At 69.3% G+C, this 25976-nt stretch carries 17 protein-coding genes; 9 read left to right on the top strand and 8 right to left on the bottom strand.

Features of this window, described 5'->3' with window-relative positions:
- The first annotated feature begins 38 nt into the window (after positions 1–38).
- Positions 39–740: a mycofactocin biosynthesis peptidyl-dipeptidase MftE gene (mftE, locus tag ON21_RS14670; protein ID WP_039798455.1), complete on the top strand. Its 702-nt coding sequence runs from the start codon at positions 39–41 to the stop codon at positions 738–740.
- The gene (gene mftD / locus ON21_RS14665; protein ID WP_039798454.1) at positions 737–1960 is read left to right on the top strand and encodes a pre-mycofactocin synthase MftD; all 1224 of its coding nucleotides are present in this window, start codon (positions 737–739) and stop codon (positions 1958–1960) included. The genes mftE and mftD overlap by 4 nt, the downstream gene beginning before the upstream one ends.
- Positions 1961–1964: 4 nt before the next feature.
- On the opposite strand, the gene ON21_RS14660 is transcribed toward mftD, so the two are convergent.
- Complete coding sequence (locus ON21_RS14660; protein WP_039798453.1) at positions 1965–2435, bottom strand: MarR family winged helix-turn-helix transcriptional regulator; 471 nt, start codon at positions 2433–2435, stop codon at positions 1965–1967.
- 274 nt (positions 2436–2709) lie between these two features.
- Between ON21_RS14660 and ON21_RS14655 the strand changes: the two genes are divergently transcribed.
- The 4 genes from ON21_RS14655 to ON21_RS14640 all read left to right on the top strand — a co-directional run bounded on the left by ON21_RS14655 (position 2710) and on the right by ON21_RS14640 (position 8124).
- Complete coding sequence (locus ON21_RS14655; protein WP_051020814.1) at positions 2710–4386, top strand: fumarate hydratase; 1677 nt, start codon at positions 2710–2712, stop codon at positions 4384–4386.
- 138 nt (positions 4387–4524) lie between these two features.
- The gene (locus ON21_RS14650) at positions 4525–4989 is read left to right on the top strand and encodes a hypothetical protein (RefSeq protein ID WP_218004086.1); all 465 of its coding nucleotides are present in this window, start codon (positions 4525–4527) and stop codon (positions 4987–4989) included.
- A gap of 665 nt (positions 4990–5654) precedes the next feature.
- The gene (locus ON21_RS14645; RefSeq protein WP_051020805.1) at positions 5655–7439 is read left to right on the top strand and encodes an ABC transporter ATP-binding protein; all 1785 of its coding nucleotides are present in this window, start codon (positions 5655–5657) and stop codon (positions 7437–7439) included.
- A gap of 157 nt (positions 7440–7596) precedes the next feature.
- The gene (locus ON21_RS14640; RefSeq protein WP_373281131.1) at positions 7597–8124 is read left to right on the top strand and encodes a M15 family metallopeptidase; all 528 of its coding nucleotides are present in this window, start codon (positions 7597–7599) and stop codon (positions 8122–8124) included.
- A gap of 113 nt (positions 8125–8237) precedes the next feature.
- Here the strand turns inward: ON21_RS14640 and ON21_RS14635 are convergent, their stop codons facing one another.
- On the bottom strand, positions 8238–9008 hold the full coding sequence (locus tag ON21_RS14635; protein ID WP_039798451.1) for an SDR family NAD(P)-dependent oxidoreductase: 771 nt from the start codon (positions 9006–9008) through the stop codon (positions 8238–8240).
- Between the two features lie 82 nt (positions 9009–9090).
- On the opposite strand from ON21_RS14635, the gene ON21_RS14630 reads away from it, so the two are divergent.
- Positions 9091–9405 (top strand): ArsR/SmtB family transcription factor, encoded by a 315-nt coding sequence (locus ON21_RS14630; RefSeq protein ID WP_039798450.1) that lies wholly within the window; start codon positions 9091–9093, stop codon positions 9403–9405.
- Between the two features lie 21 nt (positions 9406–9426).
- Here ON21_RS14630 and ON21_RS14625 read toward each other — a convergent pair whose 3' ends face one another.
- From ON21_RS14625 to ON21_RS14610, 4 genes are all read right to left on the bottom strand, one after another.
- Positions 9427–13617, bottom strand: coding sequence for a TIGR02680 family protein (locus ON21_RS14625; RefSeq protein ID WP_039798449.1), 4191 nt, complete (start codon positions 13615–13617; stop codon positions 9427–9429).
- 3 nt (positions 13618–13620) lie between these two features.
- Positions 13621–15045: a TIGR02678 family protein gene (locus ON21_RS14620; protein ID WP_039798448.1), complete on the bottom strand. Its 1425-nt coding sequence runs from the start codon at positions 15043–15045 to the stop codon at positions 13621–13623.
- Positions 15045–16745, bottom strand: coding sequence for a TIGR02677 family protein (locus ON21_RS14615; protein ID WP_039798447.1), 1701 nt, complete (start codon positions 16743–16745; stop codon positions 15045–15047). Before ON21_RS14615 ends, ON21_RS14620 begins: the two co-directional genes overlap by 1 nt.
- A 107-nt stretch (positions 16746–16852) precedes the next feature.
- Positions 16853–17992, bottom strand: coding sequence for a hypothetical protein (locus tag ON21_RS14610; protein WP_039798487.1), 1140 nt, complete (start codon positions 17990–17992; stop codon positions 16853–16855).
- A gap of 331 nt (positions 17993–18323) precedes the next feature.
- Here ON21_RS14610 and ON21_RS37115 point away from each other — a divergent pair, with 331 nt between their 5' ends.
- Positions 18324–18629 (top strand): hypothetical protein, encoded by a 306-nt coding sequence (locus ON21_RS37115; protein WP_083880623.1) that lies wholly within the window; start codon positions 18324–18326, stop codon positions 18627–18629.
- Here the strand turns inward: ON21_RS37115 and ON21_RS14600 are convergent.
- Both ON21_RS14600 and ON21_RS14595 read right to left on the bottom strand, forming a co-directional pair.
- Positions 18531–21125: an AMP-binding protein gene (locus ON21_RS14600; RefSeq protein ID WP_063821075.1), complete on the bottom strand. Its 2595-nt coding sequence runs from the start codon at positions 21123–21125 to the stop codon at positions 18531–18533. The genes ON21_RS37115 and ON21_RS14600 overlap by 99 nt on opposite strands.
- 112 nt (positions 21126–21237) lie before the next feature.
- Positions 21238–22122 (bottom strand): PAC2 family protein, encoded by an 885-nt coding sequence (locus ON21_RS14595; protein ID WP_039798445.1) that lies wholly within the window; start codon positions 22120–22122, stop codon positions 21238–21240.
- Between the two features lie 167 nt (positions 22123–22289).
- Between ON21_RS14595 and metH the strand changes: the two genes are divergently transcribed.
- Positions 22290–25886, top strand: a complete 3597-nt coding sequence (gene metH / locus ON21_RS14590) for a methionine synthase (RefSeq protein WP_039798444.1) — start codon at positions 22290–22292, stop codon at positions 25884–25886.
- Positions 25887–25976 lie beyond the last annotated feature (90 nt).

Genomic DNA, 25976 nt, shown 5'->3' with positions numbered 1-25976 from the left:
CCCTTGATTTTGTCAGTGACTGACGATAATCTCGCCGCATGTTGGCGGATCTCACCTGGCCCGAGGCCGGCGCCCGCGCCGCCGCGGGTGCGATCCTGACCGTCGCGATCGGCGCGACCGAGCAGCACGGCCCGCATCTGCCGCTGTCCACCGATACCGACGTCGCCGCGGCGCTGTGTGCCCGGCTGGCCGCGGTGCGGGCGGACGTGCTCGTCGGACCGGCTGTCCCGTACGGCGCCAGCGGCGAGCACGCGGGGTTTCCCGGAACGTTGTCCATCGGGCAGGCGGCGCTGGAACTGCTGGTGGTCGAGCTGTGCCGCTCGGCGAGCGACACCTTCGAGCGAATCCTGCTGGTCAACTGGCACGGCGGCAACATCGAACCGCTGCGCAGGGCCACGGAACTGCTGCGCACCGAATCTCGTGACGTGCGCCTGTACCTGCCGCGCTTCGACGGCGACCCGCACGCGGGCCGGTCGGAGACGGCGCTGCAACTTGCCCTCGCGCCGGAGCGCGTGCGCGGCGACCGCGCCGCGGCCGGTGACCTCCGCCCGCTGTCCGAACTGCTGCCACTGCTGCGCAGTGGCGGAGTGCGGGCGGTGAGCGCCAACGGCGTACTCGGCGACCCGGCGGGCGCGACCGCCGCCGAGGGCGCGGCTCTGCTCGATCACCTGGGCACCGACCTGCTCGACCGAACCCGGCTCTGGTGGCCGGAGAACTCCCCGGAAAGGACCGGAACATGAATCCGTGGTTCGAGACCGTCGCCGAAGCGCAGCGACGGGCGAAGAAGCGCCTGCCGAAGTCGGTGTACGGCGCGTTGATCGCAGGCTCCGAGCGCGGCCAGACCATCGAGGACAATCAGCGGGCGTTCACCGAACTGGGTTTCGCGCCGCACGTGGCCGGGCCGATCGGTGAGCGCGACCAGTCCACGACGGTACTGGGACAGCAGCTTTCGATGCCGGTGCTGATCTCCCCGACGGGCGTGCAGGCGGTGCATCCCGACGGTGAGGTCGCCGTCGCGCGGGCGGCCGCGGCGCGGGGCATCGCGATGGGCCTGAGCTCGTTCGCCAGCAAGCCGATCGAAGAGGTGATCGCGGCCAACCCGGCGACGTTCTTCCAGTTGTACTGGTGCGGCGGCAAAGACGAGATCCTGCGGCGGATGGAGCGGGCCGAGCGGGCGGGTGCGGTCGGGTTGATCCTGACGCTGGACTGGTCGTTCTCGCACGGGCGGGACTGGGGCAGCCCGGTCATTCCGGAGAAGCTGGATCTGCGCACGATGCTGAAGTTCGCACCGCAGACCCTGGCGCGTCCGCGGTGGCTGGCGACCTATGTGCGGTCGGGCAGCATCCCGGATCTCACCGCGCCCAACATGGCCGTCGGCGACGCGCCCGCGCCGGGTTTCTTCGGCGCCTACGGCGAATGGATGGGCACGCCCGCACCCGATTGGGCGGATGTGCGCTGGATCTGTGAGCAGTGGAAAGGTCCCGTGCTGCTCAAGGGCGTCATGCGGGTCGACGACGCCCTGCGCGCGGTCGACGCGGGTGTGGCGGCGATCTCGGTGTCCAACCACGGCGGCAACAATCTCGACGGCACCCCCGCCGCGATCCGCGCGCTGCCGGTGCTGGCGGACGCGGTTGGCTCGCAGATCGAGGTGCTGCTCGACGGCGGCATCCGCCGCGGCAGCGACGTGGTGAAGGCCGTGGCGCTGGGCGCGCGGGCGGTCATGATCGGGCGCGCCTACCTCTGGGGTCTGGCCGCGAACGGGCAGGCCGGCGTGGAGAACGTGCTGGACATCCTGCGCGGCGGCATCGATTCGGCGCTGCTGGGCCTGCGCAAGACGCGCGTCACCGATCTGGATCGCTCGGACGTGGTGCTGCCCGCCGGGTTCGAGCGAGCGCTCGGGCTGCCCGGAAACCGCTCCGCGGCAAGCGATCCGGTCGCGCACGCGGCGACGACCGCCTGAGCGGTCAGTTCTCGGTCGCCATCCGCCGGTGGTGGGCGAGCAACGTGTCGTAGATGTCGGCCAGGTCGGCCAGCTGCCTGCGATCCAGGATGTCGATCATGTGCCTGCGCACGCTCTCCACGTGCGCGGGCGCCGCGTCGGTGAGCACGTCGGCGCCGCGCGGGGTGAGCTTGGCGGCGGTGCGGCGGGCGTCGTCGGGGATCGGCTCGCGGACGACCAGCTCGCGTTTCTCCATCCGGGTGATCTGGTGGGAGAGCCTGCTCTGCGACCACTCGAGCTTGGCCGCCAGATCGGCGAAGGTCATCCGGTGGTCCGGCGACTCGGCCAGATAGGCCAGTACCGAGTATTCGACGTAGGTGAGGTTGGATTCCCTGGTGGAATCCCGCCCGACCGCCGCGGCGATGAGGTCGCGGGTGCGCACGAAGCCCAGCCAGGCGCGCATCTCGACGTCATCGAGCCAATGGGGATCGGTCACGACAGCGCTCCAAACTCCGACTTGTACCGAGATCGTTCCGCGTCGCGACGTGCGGCGCGCGAACGGTCCGCGCGCGGCCGGACTCGGACGCCCGGGCGCTTTCTCAGAGATGAGAGGTAGCATCACCGGGGTTGAACGTGCAACCTTTGCTGGCCAACTGTCCGAGATAGGGTTGCCTAACCGGCAGGGCGAGCGCGCCGGTGGCTAGGCTCGCTGTGCTCGTGACCAGCCCGGCCGTTCGCGGTGTTCGGGCCCGTTCGAAGGAGTGCGACTGGTGACCGCGCCGGAGTTCCGTTATTCAGACCTGCTGCCCATCGGCGCGGACGATACCCCCTACCGGCTGCTCACGACGGAGGGCGTCAGCACGTTCGAGCACAACGGGCGCACCTTCCTACAGGTCGAACCGGAGGCGTTGCGGCTGCTCACCGAAACGGCGATGCACGACATCAGCCATTTCCTGCGCCCTGCGCATCTGGGCCAGTTGCGCAAGATCATCGACGACCCCGAGTCCAGCGGCAACGACCGTTTCGTCGCGCTCGATCTGCTCAAGAACGTCAACATCTCCGCGGGCGGCGTCCTGCCGATGTGCCAGGACACCGGCACCGCGATCGTGATGGGCAAGAAGTCCGAAGGCGTGCTGACCGGCGTCGACGACGCGGAATGGATCAGCAGGGGTGTGTTCGACGCCTACACCAAACTGAATCTGCGGTATTCGCAGCTGGCGCCGATCACCATGTGGGAGGAGAAGAACACCGGTTCCAACCTGCCCGCGCAGGTCGAGCTGTACTCCACCGCGGGTGACCCGGCGAACCCCGCCTACAAGTTCCTGTTCATGGCCAAGGGCGGCGGCTCGGCGAACAAGTCGTTCCTGTACCAGGAGACCAAGGCCGTCCTGAACCCCACCCGGATGCTGGAGTTCCTGGACGAGAAGATCCGCTCGCTCGGCACCGCGGCCTGCCCGCCCTACCACCTCGCGGTCGTGATCGGCGGCACCAGCGCCGAGTTCGCCTTGAAGACGGCAAAATACGCCTCCGCGCACTACCTGGACAATCTGCCCACCGAGGGCTCGCTGTCCGCGCACGCCTTCCGTGATCTGGAACTGGAGGAGGAGGTCTTCAAGCTGACCCAGTCCTTCGGCATCGGCGCGCAGTTCGGCGGCAAGTACTTCTGCCACGACGTGCGGGTCGTGCGCCTGCCCCGGCACGGCGCCAGCTGCCCGGTCGCCATCGCGGTGTCCTGCTCGGCGGACCGGCAGGCGTTGGCCAAGATCACCGCCGATGGCGTGTTCCTGGAGCAACTCGAGCGCGAGCCGGCGCAGTACCTGCCCGAGCAGACCGACGCCATCCTCGGTGGCGACGTGGTGCGCGTCGACCTGAACCGCCCGATGGACGAGATCCGTGCCGAATTGTCCAAATACCCGGTGAAGACGCGGCTTTCGCTGACCGGTCCGCTGGTCGTGGCCAGGGACATCGCGCACGCCAAGATCAAGGAGCGGCTCGACGCGGGCGAGCCGATGCCGGACTATCTGCGCGACATGGCCGTCTATTACGCCGGCCCGGCCAAGACGCCGGAAGGCTACGCGTCCGGCTCGTTCGGCCCGACCACCGCGGGCCGGATGGACTCCTACGTCGACCAGTTCCAGGCGGCGGGCGGCTCGTTCGTCATGCTCGCCAAGGGCAACCGCTCCGCGCAGGTCACCAAGGCGTGCAAGGAACACGGCGGCTTCTACCTCGGTTCCATCGGCGGTCCCGCCGCCCGGCTCGCGCTGGACTGCATCAAGTCGGTCGAGGTGCTCGAATACCCCGAACTGGGCATGGAAGCCGTCTGGAAGATCGAGGTCGAGGATTTCCCGGCGTTCATCGTCGTCGACGACAAGGGCAACGACTTCTTCGCCGAAACGCAGAAGCCGATCGCGCTGCGCGTGCGCACCCGCTCCAAAGAGCGCGTCTGAGCCTTCTTCCTGGCCTGCCCGCGGCAGGCCAGGACACGACGATGTCCCCTCGATCACCGGGGCAGCGGTGGCGCCGCAGCGGGCACGCTTAGCGGAGAACATCGTTGATGTCCGCACCGATGCAGGTCGAGGAGAGCTATGAGCACGTCCAGACCAGTACCGACGGCGTTGTGTATCACCGAGTCGGCCGCCTCCCGGCTGGCCGATCGCGCTGCCCGCGAAGGAACCAGTTGTACCGCATTGCTCGATCGGCTGATCCATGAAGGCGTCGACCAGCTCGACCACCCCGGAATCGTCTTCCGTGGTCCGCTGCACGACCGGCGCGCCGCGCTGACGGCCGGTCCGGAGGTCTGGGAAGTCGTTGCGCGCCTGCGGGAACTGGACGGCCCGGTGGAACGCCGGATCGCCGTGCTGAGCGCGAAATCGGATCTGCACGCGAGCAAGATCAGGCTGGCGCTGTCGTACGCCCGCGCGCACGGCGGCCAGATCCTGGACCGGATCGCCCGCAACAGGGAAGCCGCGGAATCGATTCGCCGGGCAGGTGTGCCGATGACCGCGGCGACGTCGCGTCCGAATGCGCTGGGAGGTCCGCCGGGAGAATGACCGGTCCGTATCGTCTGATGCGGCCGGTCTTCACATGACTGGGGAGGGAATGTGAAATTCCCGACAACTGTGGATGATTCACCCCTTCGCGGGCGGCTGGCGGCAGGAGCCACAGCCGCCCGCGGCGCGTCCACGGCCCGGACCGGCTCGCCGCGCTCGGGTGCGGGAGATTCGCCGACTGCGTCCGTCCTGCCGCCAGAGCTCGGGTATGTGTGACATACAGGTCGAAAGGGACGCATTGCCTCGTGAAAGTTACTTGCGCGAACCCGATCTCATCGTGCCGACCGGCGACGATACGGCGCAAATCACCCAAAAGTGCCTTATCGGCAGGTAATTCGGCGTGATAGTCGCAGGAGGATTGTGTGATCCACAGCACGTGCATAGATTGTGGACATCACTCGTTCCAGCACCGCTGAAATGTTTGCCGTCTGAGTGCGATTGAGCGCAAAGGGGACATATCAGATCTGCGTTATCCCAAGTTGTGGAGCTTTCTGTGGAATTCGCTGAATGTTGTCCACATGAGATGCACTGCATGTGGAGCGAGTAGTGCGCCGGTTGTCGCTCACCCAGCGTTCGAAAGCCGGAACGACCTTGTCCTCCTACCCGAACTGTACGACGATCGCAGTAGATCGATATCCGCATCATCGGTCGGATAAGGGGGGAAAGTGTCTGAATTGTGGCGCGAAGGGCGAGTTCGGTACCGCGATCTCGTCGCTCTACTGCGCGGGCACGCAAAGGAAGCCGGAGCCGGTGCCGCGCTGCTGCTGGCGGGTGTCGGCGCGGGCCTCGTGCAGCCGTGGGTAACCATGCGGATCATCGACGCGGTATCCGGCCGCCACGCCACAGCGGGGCTCGTGGCATTGCTCGTCGCTGTGTTCGTCGCACAGGCGCTGCTCGAAACCTCCGGCGACTTCCTGGTAGCGCGCACCGGCGAACGGGTGGTATTCGATCTGCGTGCGCGTCTCATCGAGCGTTTGTTGCGTGTGCGCATGCCGGTGCTGGACCGCATGCGGATCGGCGATCTGACATCCAGACTGGGCGCCGACACCGCGGCATTGCGCGAGCACGCGGTGACCAGTGTGGTGCAGTTCGGAATATCGGTCGTCTCGGTGATCGCGGCGCTGACCGTCATGATCTGGCTCAGTCCGTTCATGACGGTGGTGACCCTGATCACCATCGCTACGGCCGGGGCGCTGGTGGCGGGTGCTCTGGCGGGGATCAGAACCGCCTCGGAGAGCGTGCAGACCGGTGTCGGAGAACTCGCCGCCGACACCGAACGAGCCTTGAGTTCACTGCGAACGGTGCGCGCGAGTTCGGCCGAGGATCGGGAGGCGGCTCGGCTCACCGCGAAGGCGGCCCAGGCGTTGCACAGCGGTGTCCGCGCTGCCCGCATGGAGGCGGTCCTCCGCCCGGCATCGCTGGCCGCGGTGAACGGGTCGTTCCTCGCTCTGCTGCTGGTGGGCGGTATTCGCGTGGCGGGCGACCGGATGGAAGTCGGTGAACTGGTCGGGTTCTTGCTGTACGCCACGTTCCTGGCCACTCCGATCACCGGCGTCATCGCGCTGCTGGGCTCGACGCAGAAAGCGTTGGGTGCGTTCCAGCGCGTGGCCGAAGTGCTTCGGGTCGACATCGAAAAAGACACCGCCTCCGAGGATCCCGCCACGCTTGCCGGTCTCGCGAAGGAGCGGGCGGCAGCGCACGATGCGCGGCGCCGACCAGCCACGGTCGAACTTCGTGCGCTCACCTTTTCCTACGAGCCGTCCCGCCGGGCTGTCGACGAGGTGTCTTTCACGGTGCCGGGTGGCGGACAGGTCGCGCTGGTAGGTCGATCCGGCAGTGGAAAAAGCACGCTGCTGTCCCTGATCGAACGTTTCTACGAACCCGACCGCGGAGCGGTTCTCCTCGACGATCGCGATGCTTCCAGCCTGGATCTGGCTACCTACCGGCGTCGTATCGCCTTCGTGGAGCAAGGTGCTCCGATCCTGCACGGTTCGGTGCGGGAGAACCTCACCTACGCGCATCCGCACGCCACCGAGCGGCAGGTCGCGCGCGCGGTCGAGCTGGCCGGTTTCGAGGATGTCCTCGCCCGGCTCGACGGCGGCATGGACGCGCGGGTCGGCGAGCACGGGCAGTCCCTGTCGGGCGGCGAGCGGCAGCGCTTGGCGATCGCACGCGCGTTGCTGACCGAGCCCGACCTGCTTCTGCTGGACGAGCCGACGTCGAACCTGGACCCGATCAGCGAAGCGGCTGTCTTGCGGACGTTGCGCGAACTGCGGGGACGCTGCACCGTCATCGTCGCGGCCCACCGGTATTCGACGATTCGAGATGCGGACAACGTAGTGGTGCTCGATGCCGGACGGGTGGAAGCGATCGGAACCCACGACGAACTGATGGCCTCCAGCGGGTACTACCGCGAACTCGCGAAGGACACGATCGCCGCGTCCGCCTGAAAGTCTCGCACCCGCCGGGCCGGATCCGGTACTGCGACGGCGACCTGTCCTCCGCCGCGCGGAAACACCGTGAGAGCGCCGCGCGGCTACCGCGCGGAATGCGGTCGCCGTGCGCCTCCGATCGGGGCAAACCCGGCATAGGCGATAGCATCGGCGCATGGTGTTTGGGAATGCTGGGCGGAGCCGGGTGGCGGTGGGACTATCGGTGGCGGTGCTTCCGGCGCTGGTCGCGACCGGTTTTTCGATGGCGGAGGCGCGGGCCGACGCGGCGGTCGCCATCGAGCAGCGGGAGTCGGTGGGCTCGGCGACCGGGACCGAAGGGCTCGATCCCAGGCTGGCGCTGGCGTACACCTTGGCCGAGCGAGAGGCGCACGCGCAGGGTGTGCCCCTGTCCATCACGTCCGGATACCGGACGCCTGCCGAGCAGCAGGCGCTGTGGGAGGACGGTGTGGCGACCTACGGGCCGGACAACGCGCGTCGCTGGGTGCTGCCGCCGGAGGAGTCCACGCACGTGTCCGGGGACGCCATCGATGTCGGTCCGCAGCAGGGCGCGCGGTGGCTGGAGGAGAACGGCTACCGATGGGGCCTCTGCCGCTCGTTCGAGAACGAGTATTGGCATTTCGAGTTGCAGACCGTGCCGGGTACGCCGTGCCCGCCCATGCTGCCCGACGCCAGCGTGCGGTGATCGGGTCGGTTCGACCACTTCGAAAACCGTTGCCGGCATTGTCGATCGCTCCCCGTGTCCGGCGCAGCGGCGGGCCGCGAGCGCATGCCGACCGCCGCTGCCGCGACGCAACGCTAGACCATCGGGTCGGGAACGGCGGCGATCAGGCCGCCGTCGACGAGTAGGTCCTGTCCGTTGACATAGGACGCCTCACCCGACGCGAGGAAGGCGACGGCGTCGGCCACGTTCTCGGCGGTGCCGACGTGCCCGGCCGCCACCGTGGCGCTGATCGCCGCCTGGGCTTCGGCGGAGACGTTGGCGCGGAACGACGGCGTCGCGATGTAGCCGGGGCTGACCGAGTTGACCCGGATGCCGCGCGGCGCCAGCTCGGCGGCGAGACTGCGCGCCAAGTTGTGCACGGCCGCCTTGGTGGCCGAGTAGAGGGACGCTCCGGGGACGCCGCGATGCAGCGCCCAGGAGGCGTTGACGACGATCGCGCCGTGGTCGGCGACCAGGGGGAGGGTCTTCTGAATGGTGAAGAAGACCCCTTTGAAGTTGATGTTCACCACGCGGTCGAACTCGGCCTCGGTGATGTCGGCGGTCGGCTGGAACGCGGCGATGCCCGCGTTCGCGAAGACGACGTCGAGGCGTCCGTACCGCTGCGCGACGGCCGCGACGAGGGTGTCGAGATCGGCGAGGTCCGACACGTCGCCCGCCACCGCGAGGACGCGGTCGGCATGGCCGAGCTCTTCGGCGGCGGCGTCGAGGCGACTCTTGTCGCGCCCGGTGACGACGACGTGCGCGCCCTCGCCGAGCAGGCGTCGCGCGGTGGCGAAGCCCATGCCGCTCGATCCGCCGGTGATCAACGCGACCTTGCCGTCGAAACGGTCACTGCCAGCGCCCACGAGAACCTCCCAAGTAGATCTAATTGTACGAATACTCATGTACAGTTCGACTGTGTGTCAACTGCCGCGCTAACCTGTTCGCGTGATCGCGGCCCATCCCGAGCGAGCGCAGATCCAGCTGACGAATGTGCTCACCGCCCTCGGCAACCCGCTGCGGCTGCGCGTGGTGCGGATACTGGCCGACGGCGGCGAGCACACTTGCGGCTCGGTGCTGCCGGACGTGGCCAAGTCGAACCTGACCCATCATTGGCGTGTGCTGCGCGACGCCGGAGTGATCCGGCAGCGGCCCTCCGGCCGGGAACTGCTGCTCTCCTTGCGTCGCGACGACCTGGACGCCCGCTTCCCCGGACTGCTGGACTCCCTGCTCGACGCCGCGCGCCGCGACCTGCCGGAGTGAGCCACCCGGCCCGGATGGCGGTCAGGTCACCGGTGTGAGTTCCAGCCCGCCCTCGATCGTGGTCGGAAGCCTGCGCCGATCGGGGGAGCCGAGCGCGGCGGTGAGATCCGTTCCGTCGTGTTCGGCGAGCAGATCGCCGCTGTCCCACACCAGCAGCGTCGCGCTGACGGTGTTCTCGGCCGCCGAGTGCGCCAAGTCGTAGTGCGCGCACGCCGGGACATGCGGGTAGGTGATCCACAGGTCGTAGCCGGTCATGAACAGATCGAGGTCGAATTGCACGCTCAATCCGAGCAATTCGCTGCGGCCGTTGTCGTCGACACCCGCGAACGCCTCGTCCAGCGCCAGCAGGCGCGGGGCCTGCGGGTCGGCCGAATCGAGCATGACGTGCGCCGCGGCGAACAGCGGCAGATGCAGCGACACCGACTGCTCACCGCCGGACAGCGCGCTGTGCCTGGCCACGGTGAGCTTGTCCTCGCTGCCGTCGGCGGAGATCAAGGTGAAGGAGAAGACCCGCCAGGTGCGGTAGTCCAAGGTCGCGGCCAGGATCTCGGGATAGGAGCGTTCCGGGTGCGCGGCCCGCGCCGCCCTGATCTCGGAGGCGAAGTGCGCCCGGATCGCCGCCAGATCCTCCGCCGTCAGCGCCGAGGCATCCCGGTCGAGCAGCTTGCACATCGCCCGCGCCGCGTCGGACAGGCTGTCGGCGAGCACCCAGTGCACGCCGATGGTGTTGCCCGAGGACATCCGTCGCTGCTTCATCTCCGCGCCCATCCTGGCGATCAGATCGCGCGCGTCGCTGGTGCGTTCGTGGATCTGCTGGGCCAGGCCGGTCAACAGGGCATCCTCCAGGATCCGGCGCTCGGCGTCGGTGAGCAGCAGTTCCTGATCCCGGCGCGCGGCGTCGATCCGTGCGGCGAAGTCGGCCAGGGCGGAGACCCCGTGCTCGTCGTGTACCTGGACGACGGTGAGGCCGTCGGCGGCATCCCACTGCAACCGGTAGTCCCGGCCCGAACCGGCCAACGCCGCGTCGAACTCCTGCAACGCCGCGGTCACCGCGGTGCGGGTGGACTTGCGCGTCGCCTCGCTCGCGCGCACCGACGCCGTGGCCGCGGTGAGACTGTCGAACAGCGCGGCGACTTCGTCGGGCAGCACCCGCGGCGCTGCCTCCGCTCCGGCTGTCGCGATCCGGTACAGCAGTTGCTCGGGTGTCGACCAGGCGGCGTCGCTGCTGGGCCAGCGTCCGTCGGCGGGCGCGCCGAGTAGCGTGAGCAGATCCGGCTGTGCGTACGGCGCAAGGGCTTTCACCTCCGCCAGCACCTCGGTGAGCGCGGTGGCCAGCGACTCGTGCGCGGTCCGGTAGGCGGCTTCGGCGTCGCCGACCGCCTCGATCGCCTGGTTGGCGGCCTTGCGCGCGGCCTTCTGCTCGGCCTTGGTCGTTTCGATCCGCTGCCGGGCCTGTTCCAATTCGCGGTCGATGTCGGCCGCGCCCGCGCCGAGGGCCTCGCGCAGGGTCTCGAGTTTGCGCAGCTGTTCCTGGTAACCGGTGCGCGCGGCCTCGGCCTCTTCCGCGAACGCCTCGGCCAGGTCGGCGGCTTCGGTCAAGCGGTCCTCGGCTTCGCGTTCGCGCTCTCGTTCCCGCTCGTGGTCGCCGCGCAGCCGCAGCAATCCGGTGCCGGTGTTCTCGAAGTGGCGGATGGCGGCGGCGAGTGCGTCGAGCTCACGGGCCGTGCGCGGGGTGCGGTGCGCGGTGGCGGCGGCACGCAGCTTCTTCTCCGCGGCGGACACGTCCGCGACCGCCTGGTCGAGATCGCGCTCGGCGTGGGCGGCGGCCTCCGCACGCGATCGCAGCACGCCCGCCGCTTCCGAGACCGCCCGCAAGGCAGCGGTCACCGCGGTCGGTCGCGGAAGTGCCTTGGCGGCGGCGGAGATTAGCGCGAGTTCGGCGTGGGCGTCGGACTCCTGCTGTTCGGCGGCGCCGCGGTCTTCCTCGGCGGCCGCCACAGCCGCGGTCAACTCCGCCGAGCGGATCTCGCGGCGCCTGGCTCGCGCCGTGGCGCCGATGAACTCGGCGTCGGTCTTGCGGTGGCGGCCGATCTGCACGCCTTGCCGGAACGAGCCGTTCGCTCCGATCGACACCGCGCCGTTCGGTTCGCCCGCGCCCTCGTACAGGCCGATGGAGGCGAGCACACCGGCCACGACCTGCCGCGGCACCGCCAGCGTGTCCGAATCGTCCTCCACGACCAGCACCTCGGCGAGTGTGCGACCGGTCGGGCGGTCCGATGCGGGCAGCGGCACCAGGAACTGATCGGAGTCGTAGTCCGGCGGCAACTCGCCTTCCGGACAGACCCAGGCGTCCAGCAGATTCGCGGCGTGCAGCGCGGCCTCGATGCCCGCCGCGGTCTCGGGCGGTACGTCGTCGGCGAAGCGCACCAGCCGCCACAGCGCGGCGCCGGGCCGGTCGCCGTTCCGGCCGGAGCGGCCCGCGAATGCCGGTGGCGCGTCGTCGCGCCGGGCCGTCACCCGCTCCAGTTCGGCGGTCAGCTCCTCGACGTGGGCCGTGGCCGTGGCCACCCGGGCGCGTGCCTCCTGGCGGCGGGTGCGGATCTCCTCGAGCAGGGGTTCGGTGCGTTCGGCCAGCACTTCGGCGACGGTGGGCGCATCCGAACCGGCCTCGGCCAGCGCCGAGTTCAACGCTTCCAGCAGGCCCGCGCGTACCGGGGTATAGATCGCACGATGCTCGCCCCACCAGGTTCGCAACGCGGCCTCGGCCTCGGAGCGGTTCATGGTGACCGCCGCTTCGGCGTGCGCGACGTCCGCCGCGGCGGCGTCCCGCAGTTCCCGCGCGCGCTCGGCCAGCCGCTCGGCCCTGGTGCGTTCGGCGGCTGCCGTGTCCACGGCGGCCACCGCCTTGCGTACCGCGCGCACGTCGGCGTCGCGCTCCTCGGCGTGCCCGCGCACCGCCGCGGTGAGCTGTTCGGCCCGCGTCGACTCCGGCAGCGGCGTCCAGGCGATTCCCGCCTCCTCGGCCGCGGCGCGCAGGTCGTCCTCGCCGCGGGCGAGCGCGGCGGCGGCGGTGCGCACCGCGTTTCGCGCGCGCTCTGCCTCTTGGGCACGCTGGTCCAAGGTCTGGCGGGATTTGAGCGCCTTGTCGGCGTGCACGCCGGCCGAGGTCTCCAGCCGCCGCACCGCGTCGGCCAGGTCGTCGAGCTGCTGTTTGCCCTCGTACGCACTGGAACGCTGGAGGTTCTCCCGGTCGGCGACGGCCTGCTCGTAGGTCCGGTCGGCGTCCTCGGCCCTGGCCTCGGCCGCGGCGCGCTCGGTCTCCCTGCGCTCGCGCAGCGCGGTGGCGGCGAACAGCGCGGTGCTCGCGTGGGTCACCGCGTCGAGCCGCACCCGCACCTGGTCGACGTCCGTCTTCGCCTGCACCGCAAGGTATTTCCGATACACCTCGACGAATGCCCTGGTCGCGGTGTCGGCGTGCACCAAACCCTCCAGGGTGCGGCCGACCTCCTCCATATCGCTGAACGAGCGGGCGGCGTCCAGGATCAGCTGCTCGTCGAGCGGGCGCAGCCCGTCGGTGAGCGCCTGCGACAAACCGCGCGGGTCCAAATTCTTGGCCAGCTGCGGGCGGCGCAGCGTGAGGATCAGATTGATCAGCTGGTCGTAGCGCTGGGCCCCGAGGCCGAACATACGCGCGTCGATGGCGTTGCGATAGTCCACCGGCCGGTCGACGATCGAGTCGGTGCCGATCTGCTCGGCCAGCTGCTTGCGGGTGAACGGTCGATCGTCCGGGCCGATCAAGGAGAAATCGATCCCGACCCGGCCGTCGGCGACGAAATACCAGCGGGTCACCTTGTCCGACGAACGGGTGGCCCGCATGCCGATGCCGACGGTGACCGCCTCGGGATCCTCCCAGCGGCCCCGGGCGAACTCCATCCAGACATACGAGTAGGCCGAGTCCTGCTTGCGGTAGAGCAGGTTCGACTTCATCGTGCGTTCCTCACCGGCGAACGGGTTCAGCCTGCGCGGCTCGATCCGTCCGTCCAGGACGAACGGGAACAGCACCTCCAGCGCTTTGGTCTTGCCCGACCCGTTCGGCCCGCGCAATACCAATCTGCCGTCCGCGAAACAGAACTCCTGATCGCGGTAGTCCCACAGGTTGACGATCCCGGCGCGGGTCGGGGTGAACCGCACTCCGCCGTGAATGAGCGACATTCGTCAGTTCCCTTCCGTCCCGGCGCCGCCGGGCCCGTAGGTGTCGGCCGCGGTGACGAACAGTTCCGCGGCCCGCTTGGTGCGGACCGTGACGACCGCGCCGCGGTAGCGGGCCAGTGCGGGCAGCACGAGCAGTCCGTCGTCGGTCACCCGGACCAGCCGCAGCCGCTCCAGCAGGGCCACCACCTCGGTGGCGAGGCGCGGTACGTCGGCCTGCCATTGCGCCGCGAACGTCGTGCCGTAGCGATCGGCCAGCGCCTGCACCGTCTCATACAGCCATGCCCGGTCGATCAGCGGATAGCCCGATGAGGCAGACCGATCTGTCTGTTCCGTGGTGTCCGCGACCGAGCCCGGTTCCGGGGCGCGCGAATCCGGCGAACGCGGCTCGGCGAGCGGCACGAACAGCGTGGACTCGGGAATGGCTTCGTCGAGCTGATCCGCGAGCGCCGCATCCGTGTCCGGCCCGGTGTGGCGCCGCGGCAGCGGGTGATCGATGTCCAGCACGCGGTCGGCGATCTCACCGGCCAGCAGCAAGGCGACCTGCGCGAGCGTCCCGGTCCCTGGGAAGCGGACGTCCGACAGCCGCCCCGAGGTGTCGATGAGCGCCACCCCCTCCGCACGGCGTTCGGCGCGCAGTCCGGTGAACAGTTCGACCTCCGCGACGAGTCGCTCCTGGGCGAGAACGGGACGCTCCTCGGGCGCGAGATCCTCGGCGTACACCACCGGCTGCTCGACCAGCGCCCTGCGCACCCGGCGTGCGATCTCCGCGGTGGTCGTCGCGTGCGCGGAAACGCCGGTGACCATGGGTTCTTCGGTCAGCAACCCGCGCACTCCGTGCAGGTGTTGCAGCGCCCGCGGCGGCCGGAACAGCGCGAAGACCACCGGCCGGTCGATGTCGTAGAGCGCCTCACCGGCCTCCGGATCGCTGGCCCAGCCGCCCGCGTCGCCGTCGGCCAGGCTGAGCGCGCCGCGCACGGTCAGCCAGCCCACCGCGTCGACGAACGCGTCGCGGTCGGCGGCCCGGTCGGTGGCCAGCTCCAGACCTTCCACCCGGTTCGCGTAGGCGGCGACCTGATCGGCCAGTTCGGACAGCGTGATCTGGTCCCCGGCCCGACCCAGCGCGGCAAGCGCGAGGGCGAGGTAGGCGTAGCGGCGGCGGTCGAAGACACGCTCGGCGGGTGTGCGCGCCGGCTTGCCCGCGTCCAGGCGGTCGATGACCGGGAAGACCCGCGCGGTGGTCTCGGTGACTTCGAGCCGGTAGCCGAACAATTCGGCGAGGTCCTCGCGCAACTCGGTGGCCCAGCGCCGGATCAGCGGCAGGGCGATCCGGTCGGGATAGGTGCGGGTGACCAGGTGGTTGGCCAGCACGACCCGGGCGGCGCGTTGATAGTTGTCCAGCGCGAGCGCATCTATGGTGCGTGCGTGCATCAGCCGTGCTCCCCGCGCGGGCGGGACCGTGTTCCGGTCGTCTGCTCGATCTTCAGCGACCGGTTGTTCAACCGCAGCAGCCCCCGAGTGGTGCGCACCACGGTCGGGCCGTCGTGCTCGGACACCGTCAGTGTGACGCCGCTGTCGGAGCCGGTGGTGCCTGCCACCCGGCCGCGCACCGGAACCCACGCGGTGGACGCGGCGTCGAGCAGCCGCAGCAGCACTTCGGTTTCCCGGTCGTCCAGCACCCGTTCGTGCACGTCGCCGGAGGCCAGCGATCTGGCGGCCTCGGCGCGGGCCCGCTGCGCGTCCAACTGCGCCTCGCGCAGACGCCGGATACCCGCGTCGTTGCGATGGATACGGGCGGGTGCACCCGCCGCTGGTGGGCGCCCGGTTTCGGCGAGCGTCCGCGAGATCTCCAATGGTGGTGCGTCCCACCAAGATCGAATCGCCGGAATCACGTCGGCGTCCGGGTGCTCCATCGCCAGGTGTCGCGGCTTGCCCAGTGCGAACACCACGTCGAACAAAGCGTGAGCGCTGTCGACAGTGGGCGCCGCGGTGAACCAGCCGGCCAGATGCCGCAAGGCCGACTCGCGGCTGACCCCGCCGCGACGCGTCTCGGTGACCCGCCGCAAGAGCGAGAGCACCGCCGCGATGGCACTCATGGTGGCCTCGCGCAGGCGTTCGGCTTCCGTCGTCCCCGCCTGTTCTCCGCCGCCGGAGGCCACGAACCAGGTACGCAGTCCGTCCCACCTGGCCTGCCAATCCGACCGGCGTTCCTCGACGCTCAGCAGGACCCGTTCGTCGCAGCGCGCCGCCCGCGAGATCAGGTCGTCGACGCCGGTCTCCTCGATCTCGGCGATCGCGGCCGCCAGCCGCGGGGTGAACCGGGCCAGGTCGAGGCTGAACTCCCGCATGTGCGCCAGCAGCGCGTCCTTGTGCGCGAGAAACGATTCCGGGGTGATCTCGGTGGTGCGGACCAGGTCGCCGAGCCCCAGATAGAAGTGCGCGGCGCGGGCGGCCAGATCGGACAGCGCGGTGTCGAGCCGGCGCAGCGTCCGATAGACGCGTTCGGCGTCACCCGCCCGGTTGACCTCGGCCAGGGTGTGCAGATCGGCCAGCAGCTCCGGCAGCACCAGACGCGACAACGAGGCTTCGTCCAGGCGGGCGCTGAGCACACCGGCGACCGCCTGGTAGGCCTGGAAACCCGCCTGGGAGAACTGGTACACATAATGCCGATTGCGATATTCGGCCAGCGTCGCGGCGCGGGTTCCGTCGTAACTGCGCTCGAGCACGCCCCATTGGTGCAGCTGGTCGAGCAGCGGGCCGATGTCGGCCGCGGTCAGCCGCGGCGCCGCAGCCCGGCGGAGCGTCTCCGTCGACCGGCCCCCCGCAGCGGGTTCCGGCTCGTCCTCGGGGGCATCCGACGGACGCGTGCGCGGTTCCGTCGGATCCACCCCGGTCTTCGCGGCCGGTCGGTTCGTAGCGATCGAATCGGGAGCGCGCAGGGCGTTCCCGTTGCGTTCGATCCACTCCGCGACGTCGTCCGCGTGCAGCAGCACCACGTACGCCGCCCGCGCGCCGTCGAACGCGCGCAGCACCCGGAGGTAGTCGGCGCGCCGCTCGGCGGTGGCGAAAGAGAACAGCCGCAGCCGGTCGTCCCAGTGGGCGTCGGCCCAGCCGTCATCGGAGTCGGTCACCGGGAACAGGGTAGTAGCGGGCCGATCGCCACCCGCACGACGTTCCGCTGTTCGGCGTGGCCGCGTCCGGTTCGTCACCGTTCGCCGCGGCCGCGGCGCAGGTGGGCTCACTCGACGGACAGCGAACGCAACTGGTCCAGATAAGCACGGGTGCGCGGGTCGCCGGGGAACCGCTCGATGATCTCGCGCGCGACCTCACCCGCGATCCACATCAGCGAGGGCAGCGACTTCCTGCTGCCTGCGAACGCGCGGGAGCCCTCCGCCACCGCGAGTTCCAGGTCACGGTCGCGCACCGCGACCACGGCCAGGGTCAGGTGCGCCTCGGACACCCGCATCGGATTGCGCAGGGTGCCGTCGGGCCGGGTGGCGTTGCGGATCACCTCTCGCGCGTAGGTTTCGGCGAGCCGGTCCTCGCCCGCGACGCGGCAGCAGTCCATCGCGTAGAAGTCGAACTTGTTCGCGTCGATGACGAAATGGTTGTCCAGATTCGCCGGATGATCGAGTCGCTCCAAGATAGCTCGACCCTCCTCGAGCGCCGCCTCCACCTCGCGCGGGTTGCCCAGCCTGGCCCACGCTTTGGCGCGCTGGGCGGCGAGCTGGACACCGACGCGCAGGTGCTGGCTTACTTCCAGCGTCGGCTGAACGGCCTCGATGACACCGCGGTAGTTGCCCTGGGTCAGCGCGAACCACGCGGTCATTTCCGCTGCCCACGCGGCGATCTCGATACTCTCCGCCTCCTGCGCCAGGGACTGGGCGGCGCGGCGGGTCGCCTCGGCGGCGGTGCGCCGGCCCAGGTCGTAGTCGACACAGCCGACCAGCAGCGCGACCCATCCGGCGAGAACGAGGATTTCGCGATGCTGCGCCAGGGTCAGGCGACCGTCCAGCAACGAGGTGATCCTGCGCAGCCACGCGGTGCCCTCGGCGTGCAGGTCGTGCGGGTCGGCGTAAGAGTATTCGCAGCACAGGCGTTCGGCGGTGATGCGGATGGCCTCCAGCGTCACCGAGGACACATCGGACATACGGAGCCGTCCGATGAACTCGAGTGTGTCCATGCCGGTCGCCGAGAGCAGTTCGTCGTCCCGGTTCGGTCTCGTCTTGGGGAAGAACGCCGCGGTCACCGTGTCGAAGGTGGCGGCGATGATCGGCGCGTAGAAGTCGTCGGGGCGCGATTCGCCCGATTCCCAACGGCGCCAGTTGCGTAGGAGAGTACTGTCGGTCGGCAGGTTGTGCGAAGACTTTCCACGCATCACGCGAACAGCGTCGGCTTGCGACCACCCCCTCGCGTCACGCTCGGAACGCATTCGGACTGCCCAGACGGGTCGATCGTCGGTAGCGGCCACGTCTGTAGTATCGCACCAGTTAACGTTTGGTGGCCCCAAGAGGGCAGGTAGATGTCCGTGTGTTGACAGCTACTTTCGCCCCGCCCCGTTGTGCATGCTTGATCTGGCGCCAGAAGTTTGCCAGCCCCTCCTGTAAGAGCAAGTGCAAGTACATCTGCTCTTGCACGAAGCGCAAATACCCCGTAAAACGGGTGGATCCACATAAAAGAACAGCGATCCCAATCCAACGGAGGTTCGGGTGGAAGCGTTGATCTATGGATACTTGCGTGACGATCTGGCCGATGGCCATAGCAAGGAGCTCGAGGCCGCGATGAGCAGCCTCGCCCGCGAGGAAGGGCTGTGCTTCGCCGCAACGTTCCATGAATCGACCGGCGGTGACGGGACGGCTTTCGTCGAGCTCACGGCGGAACTCAAGCGCGCGGACGCGCACCACGTGGTGGTTCCCTCACTCGATCACTTTGCCGGTCAGACGATTCCGCGCGACATCCTGATCGCCAAGCTGGCTCAGGAGGCGGCGGCGCGGGTGTGGACCGTGGAGAGCTGACCGCCGCGACCGAATTGCCCGGTACCGCACCGAACCCCAGCGTCGCACCCCGCTCACCGCGCCGGTGACGAGTACACCCGCTGCCAGGGAAGCGAGCAGCCCCGCGAGCCGGTGCTGTTCGAACAGCGGGTACACCTGCCAGTGCAGCAGATAGACGAACAGCGAGCCGTCGGCCAGCACCGCCGCGCAGACGGCGACCACGGCGGGAACTCGGACCGCGGACAGCCACACCAGGGCGAGCAAGCCCGCCATGATCAGACGTTCCCGCTCGGGAACACCGAAATATCCGGGCACCGTGATCAGTACGACGGCACTGACGATCAGCCGCTGCCATATCGAAGTCGCCTTTGCCGCAGCCCAGCCGAGCGTGAAGAGCCACACCGCCAGCGGAGAGAACGGAACGTCCTTCGCCGAATACAGACCGAACGCTTGGTATCGAAAGACGAGGCTCAGCGCGACCAGCGCCATCGCGAACCAGAACGGCTCGGCCCGTTGCCACCGGTCCACCACGGGGATCCGGATCAGCAGCGCGGCGGCCAGCATGAAATACACCAGCACCTCGAGAAACCACAGGTGCCCGGCGGTGGCGCTGTCGTGCGGGCCGAGAATCTTGTTCAGTAACAGGATGTTCTGCCAGCCGTAGTAGTCGGTGCAGGTCAGCGTGAGCGCGACCCAGAGCGCCGTCGGCACCGCGATGGATCCCACGGTGCGCAACGTGTGGCGCAATCGCTCGGCTGGCGGCGCCGCGGTCACACCGAATCGGGCGAAGTTGAAGCCGGCCACGCCGAGCAGCACGTGCGCCGCGCCCCAGAGCACGAACACTCCGGCGTGTGAGCTGACGATGAGCACGATGCCCGCCGCGCGCAGCAGCGTTCCGGTGTCGAGTGCCCGCCCGAAACGCCTGCGGCCTTCGGGTATCCGTTCCAGTTCCGCCACGGAGGTGTTCGGCCAATCGGCGGGTAGGCGGCCGAGCGCCCGCTCCAGCCGTGCCGCGGTGGTCACGTAGGTGAGCGAGTTCCCGCCGAGGTCGACGAACGTGCTGTCCGGTCGGACGCGCGCGGGATCGATGCCCAGGGTCGTCGCGTAGAGGGCGCGGATGTCGCGCACCTGCGGCGTAAACCCGGCCAGCTGTCGGATGGCGGGGTAGTCGGGTTTGCCGTTCGGTAGCCGTGGGATCCGTTCCACCGGGTGGACCCGAACGGCGGCGGCGGGCAGGCCGGACAGGCGGGCGGCGAGTTCGGTGGGATCGGACCGAGGGGTCTGCACGGCGACGACCAGGTGGGTGTCGTCGTCCGTGCAGCACGCCGTGAATCCGGCCGCCGCGAGCGCGGATTCGAGACGCTCCAGATCGATGCGCAGTCCGAAGATCTTGGCGAACCGGCTCCGCCTGCCGACCACCTGATACAAGCCCTCGGGGGTGCGCCGTGCCAGATCCCCGGTGCGCAGGGCATCGACCGTACGGCCGAGTGCGAGGTCCGCGGCGGACTTCGCGTATCCCAGCATGACATTGGCCCCGCGATAGACCAGTTCGCGTGGTTCGTCCCCATTGTCGCCGGCTTCCTCGACCGGCTCCAGGGTGAATTCGCCGCCGGGGATCGGGATCCCGATGCAGTCGGGGTGCTCGCTCGCCAGATGCGCAGGGAGGTAGGCCATCCGCGCGGTGGCCTCGGTCTGGCCGTACATGACCACGAAGTCCCAGCCGCGTTCCCGGCCGAGTGCGGCGTATTCGCGTACCCGTTCCGGCGCGAGTCTCCCGCCCGCCTGGGTGACATAGCGCAGGTGCGGCAGGTCCATGCGGGCGAAACCGATGCGGTCCAGCAGCTCGACGGTGTAGGGAACCGCGGCGAACGACGTTGCGCGGCAGTCCCGGAACGCGTGCCAGAACTGCGCGTCCAGTACCGACTGGTCGGTGAGCAGGAGGCTCGCGCCGCGCCACAGGTGGCTGTGCACCACCGACAGTCCGTAGCAGTAGAACATCGGCAGGGTGGTCGCCGCGCAATCGTCCGGGCCGATGGCCAGGTACTCGGCGATGGCCGCCGCGTTGGAGCGCAGATTCCTCGCCGAGAGCCGGACCAGCTTGGGCGACCCGGTGGACCCCGAGGTGCTCAGCAGCAGCGCGAGATCCGGATGCAGGCGATGTGCCGAGCGTTCCCGGACCACCCGGGTCCGCCCGTCTTCGACGAGCACGTCCGGTTCATAGGCGTCCCGCAACTCCGCAGTGATCCGCTCGGTCAGCAAGACGACGCATCCGGCGCTGAGTGCGCCGAGGTACGCGACGAGCGAGGCGAGATCGTTGCGCGCGGCGACCGCGACGAGGCGGCGCGCCGGGCCGAGTTCGGTCGCGTAGGCCTCGACGAGCGCCGCAAGCCGAGCGTAGGTCACCTGCGAGGGGGGTGAGGACCCGGCGCCGCCGTCCCCGCCCGCGTGGTCGGGGCAGTGGACGGCGATCCGCTCGTCGAAGGTGCGCAGACGCTCGACGATCGGATGGACGGTCACCGGCGAAAGTGTAGGAGCGGTCGTTTCCCGACCCGAAGGTGGCCCCCTGGCGAACTTCCGGTGAACCTGCGGTCGGCGGTCGCCCGCGCCGATCGCGCCGCCGCGCAACCGATCAGAGACCGAAGCTGCCCGGACCCCGTCTGCGCAGGTACTTCTCGAACTCCGCGGCGATCGCGTCGCCATCGATCTTGGCCATCGCCTCGTTCACGTCGACCGCGGCGTCGCCGCGCTCCTCCAGCGAGCGCACGTACTCGCTGATCTCCTCGTCACCCACGGTCATCTCGTTCACCGCGGTCTCCCAGTCCTCGGCCTGCTTGGGCAGCTCGCCGAGCGGCACCTCGATGTCGAGCACGTCCTCGACCCGGTGCAGCAGCGCGATGGTCGCCTTCGGATTCGGCGGCTGGGAGACGTAGTGCGGGACGGCGGCCCAGAACGACACCGCCGGGACCCCCGCCTTCACGCACTGATCCTGCAGCACGCCGGTGATCCCGGTCGGCCCCTCGTAGCGGGTCTGTTCCAAGTTGAACCGCTCGGCCGCCTCCTTGCTGTAGGCCGAGCCGGTCACCGGTACCGGGCGGGTGTGCGGAGTGTCCGCGAGCAGCGCGCCGAGAATGACCACGGTCTGCACGCCGAGCTGCTCGATGAACTCGAGCAGGTCGCCGCAGAAACTGCGCCAGCGCATATTCGGTTCGATACCGCGCAGCAGCACCACGTCGCGGTCGCTGCCGGGCGGCGAGCAGACCGACAACATCGTCGACGGCCACTGGATTTCCCTGGTCACACCGTCGACCTGGCGCACCGTCGGCCGATTGACCTGATAGTCGTAGTAATCCTCGGAGTCGAGCTCGGCCAACGGCTCGGCGTCCCAGATCAGTTCCAGATGCTCGACCGCGCCGCTGGCCGCGTCACCGGCGTCGTTCCACCCCTCGAAGGCGGCGACCAGTACCGGATCCCGCAACGTCGGCAGTTCCGGATCGGGAGTTTCACTGGCGTTCACTCGGTCAGCCTACGGCGTGCGGCGATATGGCGTGTCGTATGACGGCCGGACCGGGTGGCGTGTTTCCGCGCGCGGACGGCGCGGCGCCGGGCCGCGCGTGTGGTCCAGGACACCGAGGCTCTACGCCGTGGCCTGGATCGTCGGCCCCGCCCACTACGCTGGAACGCATGTCTGCGTCCGTCCCCGCCGAGTTCGACACCACGCTACTCGACACGCTGCGCCGCCGTGTCGTCATCGGTGACGGTGCGATGGGCACCATGCTGCAAGCGGCCGATCTCACCTTGGACGATTTCCGCGGGTTGGAGGGCTGTAACGAGATCCTCAACGACACCCGCCCCGACGTCCTGCGCGACATCCATCGCGCCTATTTCGAAGCGGGCGCCGACGCGGTCGAGACCAACACCTTCGGCTGCAACCTGCCCAACCTCGCCGACTACGACATCGCCGACCGGATCCGCGACCTCTCCGAGCGCGGTACCCGGCTGGCCCGCGAGGTCGCCGACGAGATGGGACCGTCTCCCGACGGTACGCCGCGGTACGTGCTCGGCTCGATGGGGCCGGGCACCAAGCTGCCCACGCTCGGTCACGCCCCGTTCGCCGCGCTGCGCGACGCCTACACCGAGGCCGCCCTCGGCATGCTCGACGGCGGCGCCGACGCCATCCTCATCGAGACCTGCCAGGACCTGCTTCAGGTCAAGGCGGCGGTGACCGGCAGCAAGCGCGCGATGGCGAAGCTGGGCCGCCGGATCCCGATCATCACGCACGTCACCGTGGAGACCACCGGCACGATGCTGGTCGGCAGCGAGATCGGCGCGGCGCTCACCGCGCTGGAGCCGCTCGGCATCGACATGATCGGCCTGAACTGCGCGACCGGCCCGGACGAGATGAGCGAGCACCTGCGCCACCTGTCCCGGCACGCGCAGGTTCCGGTCTCGGTGATGCCGAACGCCGGGCTGCCGGTGCTCGGCGCGGACGGTGCGGTCTACCCGCTCACGCCCGAGGAACTGGCGGTCGCGCTGCGCGGGTTCGTCACCGAGTTCGGTTTGGCTCTGGTCGGCGGCTGCTGCGGGACCACGCCCGAGCACATCCGCCAGGTCACCGCCGCGGTGCGCGAGGTCGAGCCGACCCTGCCACCGATCGCCGAGCGGCGCGCGCCGGTGCACGAGCCGAGCGTGTCCAGCATGTACACCGCGGTGCCGTTCGAGCAGGACGCGTCGGTGCTGATGATCGGCGAACGCACGAATGCCAACGGCTCCAAGGCATTCCGGGAGGCCATGCTCGCAGGGGACTGGCAGAAGTGCCTGGACATCGCCAAGGACCAGACCCGCGACGGCGCGCACATGCTCGATCTGTGCGTCGACTACGTCGGCCGGGACGGCACCCGCGACATGGCGGAGCTGGCGAGCAGGCTGGCCACCGCCTCGACGCTGCCGATCATGCTCGACTCCACCGAGGCCCCGGTATTGCGGGCCGGGCTGGAACACCTCGGCGGGCGTTGCGCGGTCAACTCGGTGAACTACGAGGACGGCGCCGGTCCCGATTCGCGCTTCCAGCAGACCATGCGCCTGGTCGCCGAGCACGGCGCCGCCGTGGTCGCGCTGACCATCGACGAGGAGGGCCAGGCCCGCACCGCGGCGAAGAAGGTGGAGATCGCCGAGCGGCTGATCGCCGACATCACCGGCAACTGGGGGCTGGCGGAGAGCGACATCATCATCGACACGCTCACCTTCACCCTGGGCACCGGCCAGGAGGAGTCGCGCCGGGACGGGTTGGAGACCATCGAGGCCATCCGCGAGCTCAAGCGCCGTCATCCGCGGGTGCAGACCACCCTGGGTCTGTCCAACATCTCCTTCGGCCTCAATCCGGCCGCCAGGCAGGTGCTCAACTCCGTCTTCATGCACGAATGCGTCCAGGCCGGTCTGGACTCCGCGATCGTGCACGCCTCCAAGATCCTGCCGATCAGCCGGATCCCGGAGGAGCAGCGGGAGGCCGCGCTGGATCTGGTGTACGACCGTCGCGCCGAGGGCTACGACCCGCTGCAGAAACTGATGGCGCTGTTCGAAGGCGTGTCCACCTCCTCGTCGAAGGCGTCGCGCGCGGAGGAACTGGCCGCGCTTCCGCTGTTCGAGCGGCTGGAGCGGCGGATCGTCGACGGTGAACGCGCCGGGATGGAAGCCGACCTGGACGCGGCCATGACCGAGGTGCCGCCGCTGCAGATCATCAACGAGACCCTGCTCGCCGGGATGAAGACGGTCGGCGAACTGTTCGGGTCCGGCCAGATGCAGCTGCCGTTCGTGTTGCAGTCCGCCGAGGTGATGAAGGCTGCTGTCGCGTATCTCGAGCCGCACATGGAGGCCACCGACGACAGCGGCAAGGGCCGCATCGTGCTGGCCACCGTGAAGGGCGACGTGCACGACATCGGCAAGAACCTGGTCGACATCATCCTGTCCAACAACGGCTACGAGGTGGTCAACCTCGGCATCAAGCAGCCGATCGCCACCATCCTGGACGCGGCCGTGGACAAGAAGGCCGACGTCATCGGCATGTCCGGCCTGCTGGTCAAGTCGACCGTGGTGATGAAGGAGAACCTCGAGGAGCTCAACGCCAAGGGCGTGGCCGAGCAGTTCCCGGTGCTGCTGGGCGGCGCTGCGCTCACCCGCTCCTACGTGGAGAACGACCTGACCGAGGTCTACGAGGGCGACGTGCACTACGCGCGTGACGCGTTCGAGGGCCTGCGGCTGATGGACGACATCATGACCCGCAAGCGCGGCGGCGAACTCGACCCCGACAGCCCGGAGGCCATCGCCGAGCGGGAGAAGGCCGCCGAGCGCAAAGCGCGCCACGAGCGCTCCAAGCGGATCGCCGCGGAGCGCCGCGCCAACGAGGCGCCCGTCGTGGTGCCCGAGCGCTCCGACGTCGCGGCCGACCTGCCGGTGCCGGTGCCGCCGTTCTGGGGCACACGGGTGGTGAAAGGTCTGGCGGTGCACGAGTATTCGGGCCTGCTCGACGAGCGGGCGCTGTTCCTCGGGCAGTGGGGTCTGCGGGGACAGCGCGGCGGCGACGGGCCGGATTACGAGGAACTGGTGGAGACCGAGGGCAGGCCGCGTCTGCGCGCCTGGCTGGACCGGTTGAGCACCGAAGGCGTGTTGCAGCACGCGGCGGTGGTGTACGGCTACTTCCCGGCGGTGTCCGAAGGCGATGACGTCATCGTGCTCACCGACCCGGCGCCCGACGCGCCGGAACGGTACCGATTCACCTTCCCGCGTCAGCAGCGCGACCGGTTCCTGTGCATCGCCGATTTCATCCGTTCGCGGGAGTACGCCCGGTCGACCGGTCAGGTGGACGTCCTGCCGTTCCAGCTGGTCACCATGGGCCAGCCGATCGCCGACTTCGCCAACGAACTGTTCGCGGGCGACAGCTACCGCGATTACCTGGAGGTGCACGGCATCGGCGTCCAGCTCACCGAGGCGCTCGCCGAGTACTGGCACCGCCGCATCCGCGAGGAGCTGGTCCTCGACGGCCACGCGGTCGCCGAATCCGACCCGGCCGACGTGCAGGAGTACTTCAAGCTCGGCTATCGCGGCGCACGCTACTCGTTCGGCTACGGCGCCTGCCCGGAGTTGGAGGACCGCGCCAAACTGGTCGACCTGCTCGAGGCCGATCGCATCGGCGTCGTGCTGTCGGAGGAGCTGCAACTGCATCCGGAACAGTCCACGGACGCCTTCGTCCTGCTGCATCCGGAGGCGAAGTACTTCAACGCGTAAACGCTCGGGGACCTGCGGCGCGGACGCGTTGGCTCACGCCGACGTTCCACCGCGTTGTGCGGTACCGGTGCGCGGACGGCCATAGCGAAA

The organism is Nocardia araoensis NBRC 100135, assembly GCF_000308435.1.
In the GTDB taxonomy this organism is placed as follows: Bacteria; Actinomycetota; Actinomycetes; order Mycobacteriales; family Mycobacteriaceae; genus Nocardia; species Nocardia araoensis.
This window is presented reverse-complemented; position numbering and strand designations above follow the sequence as displayed.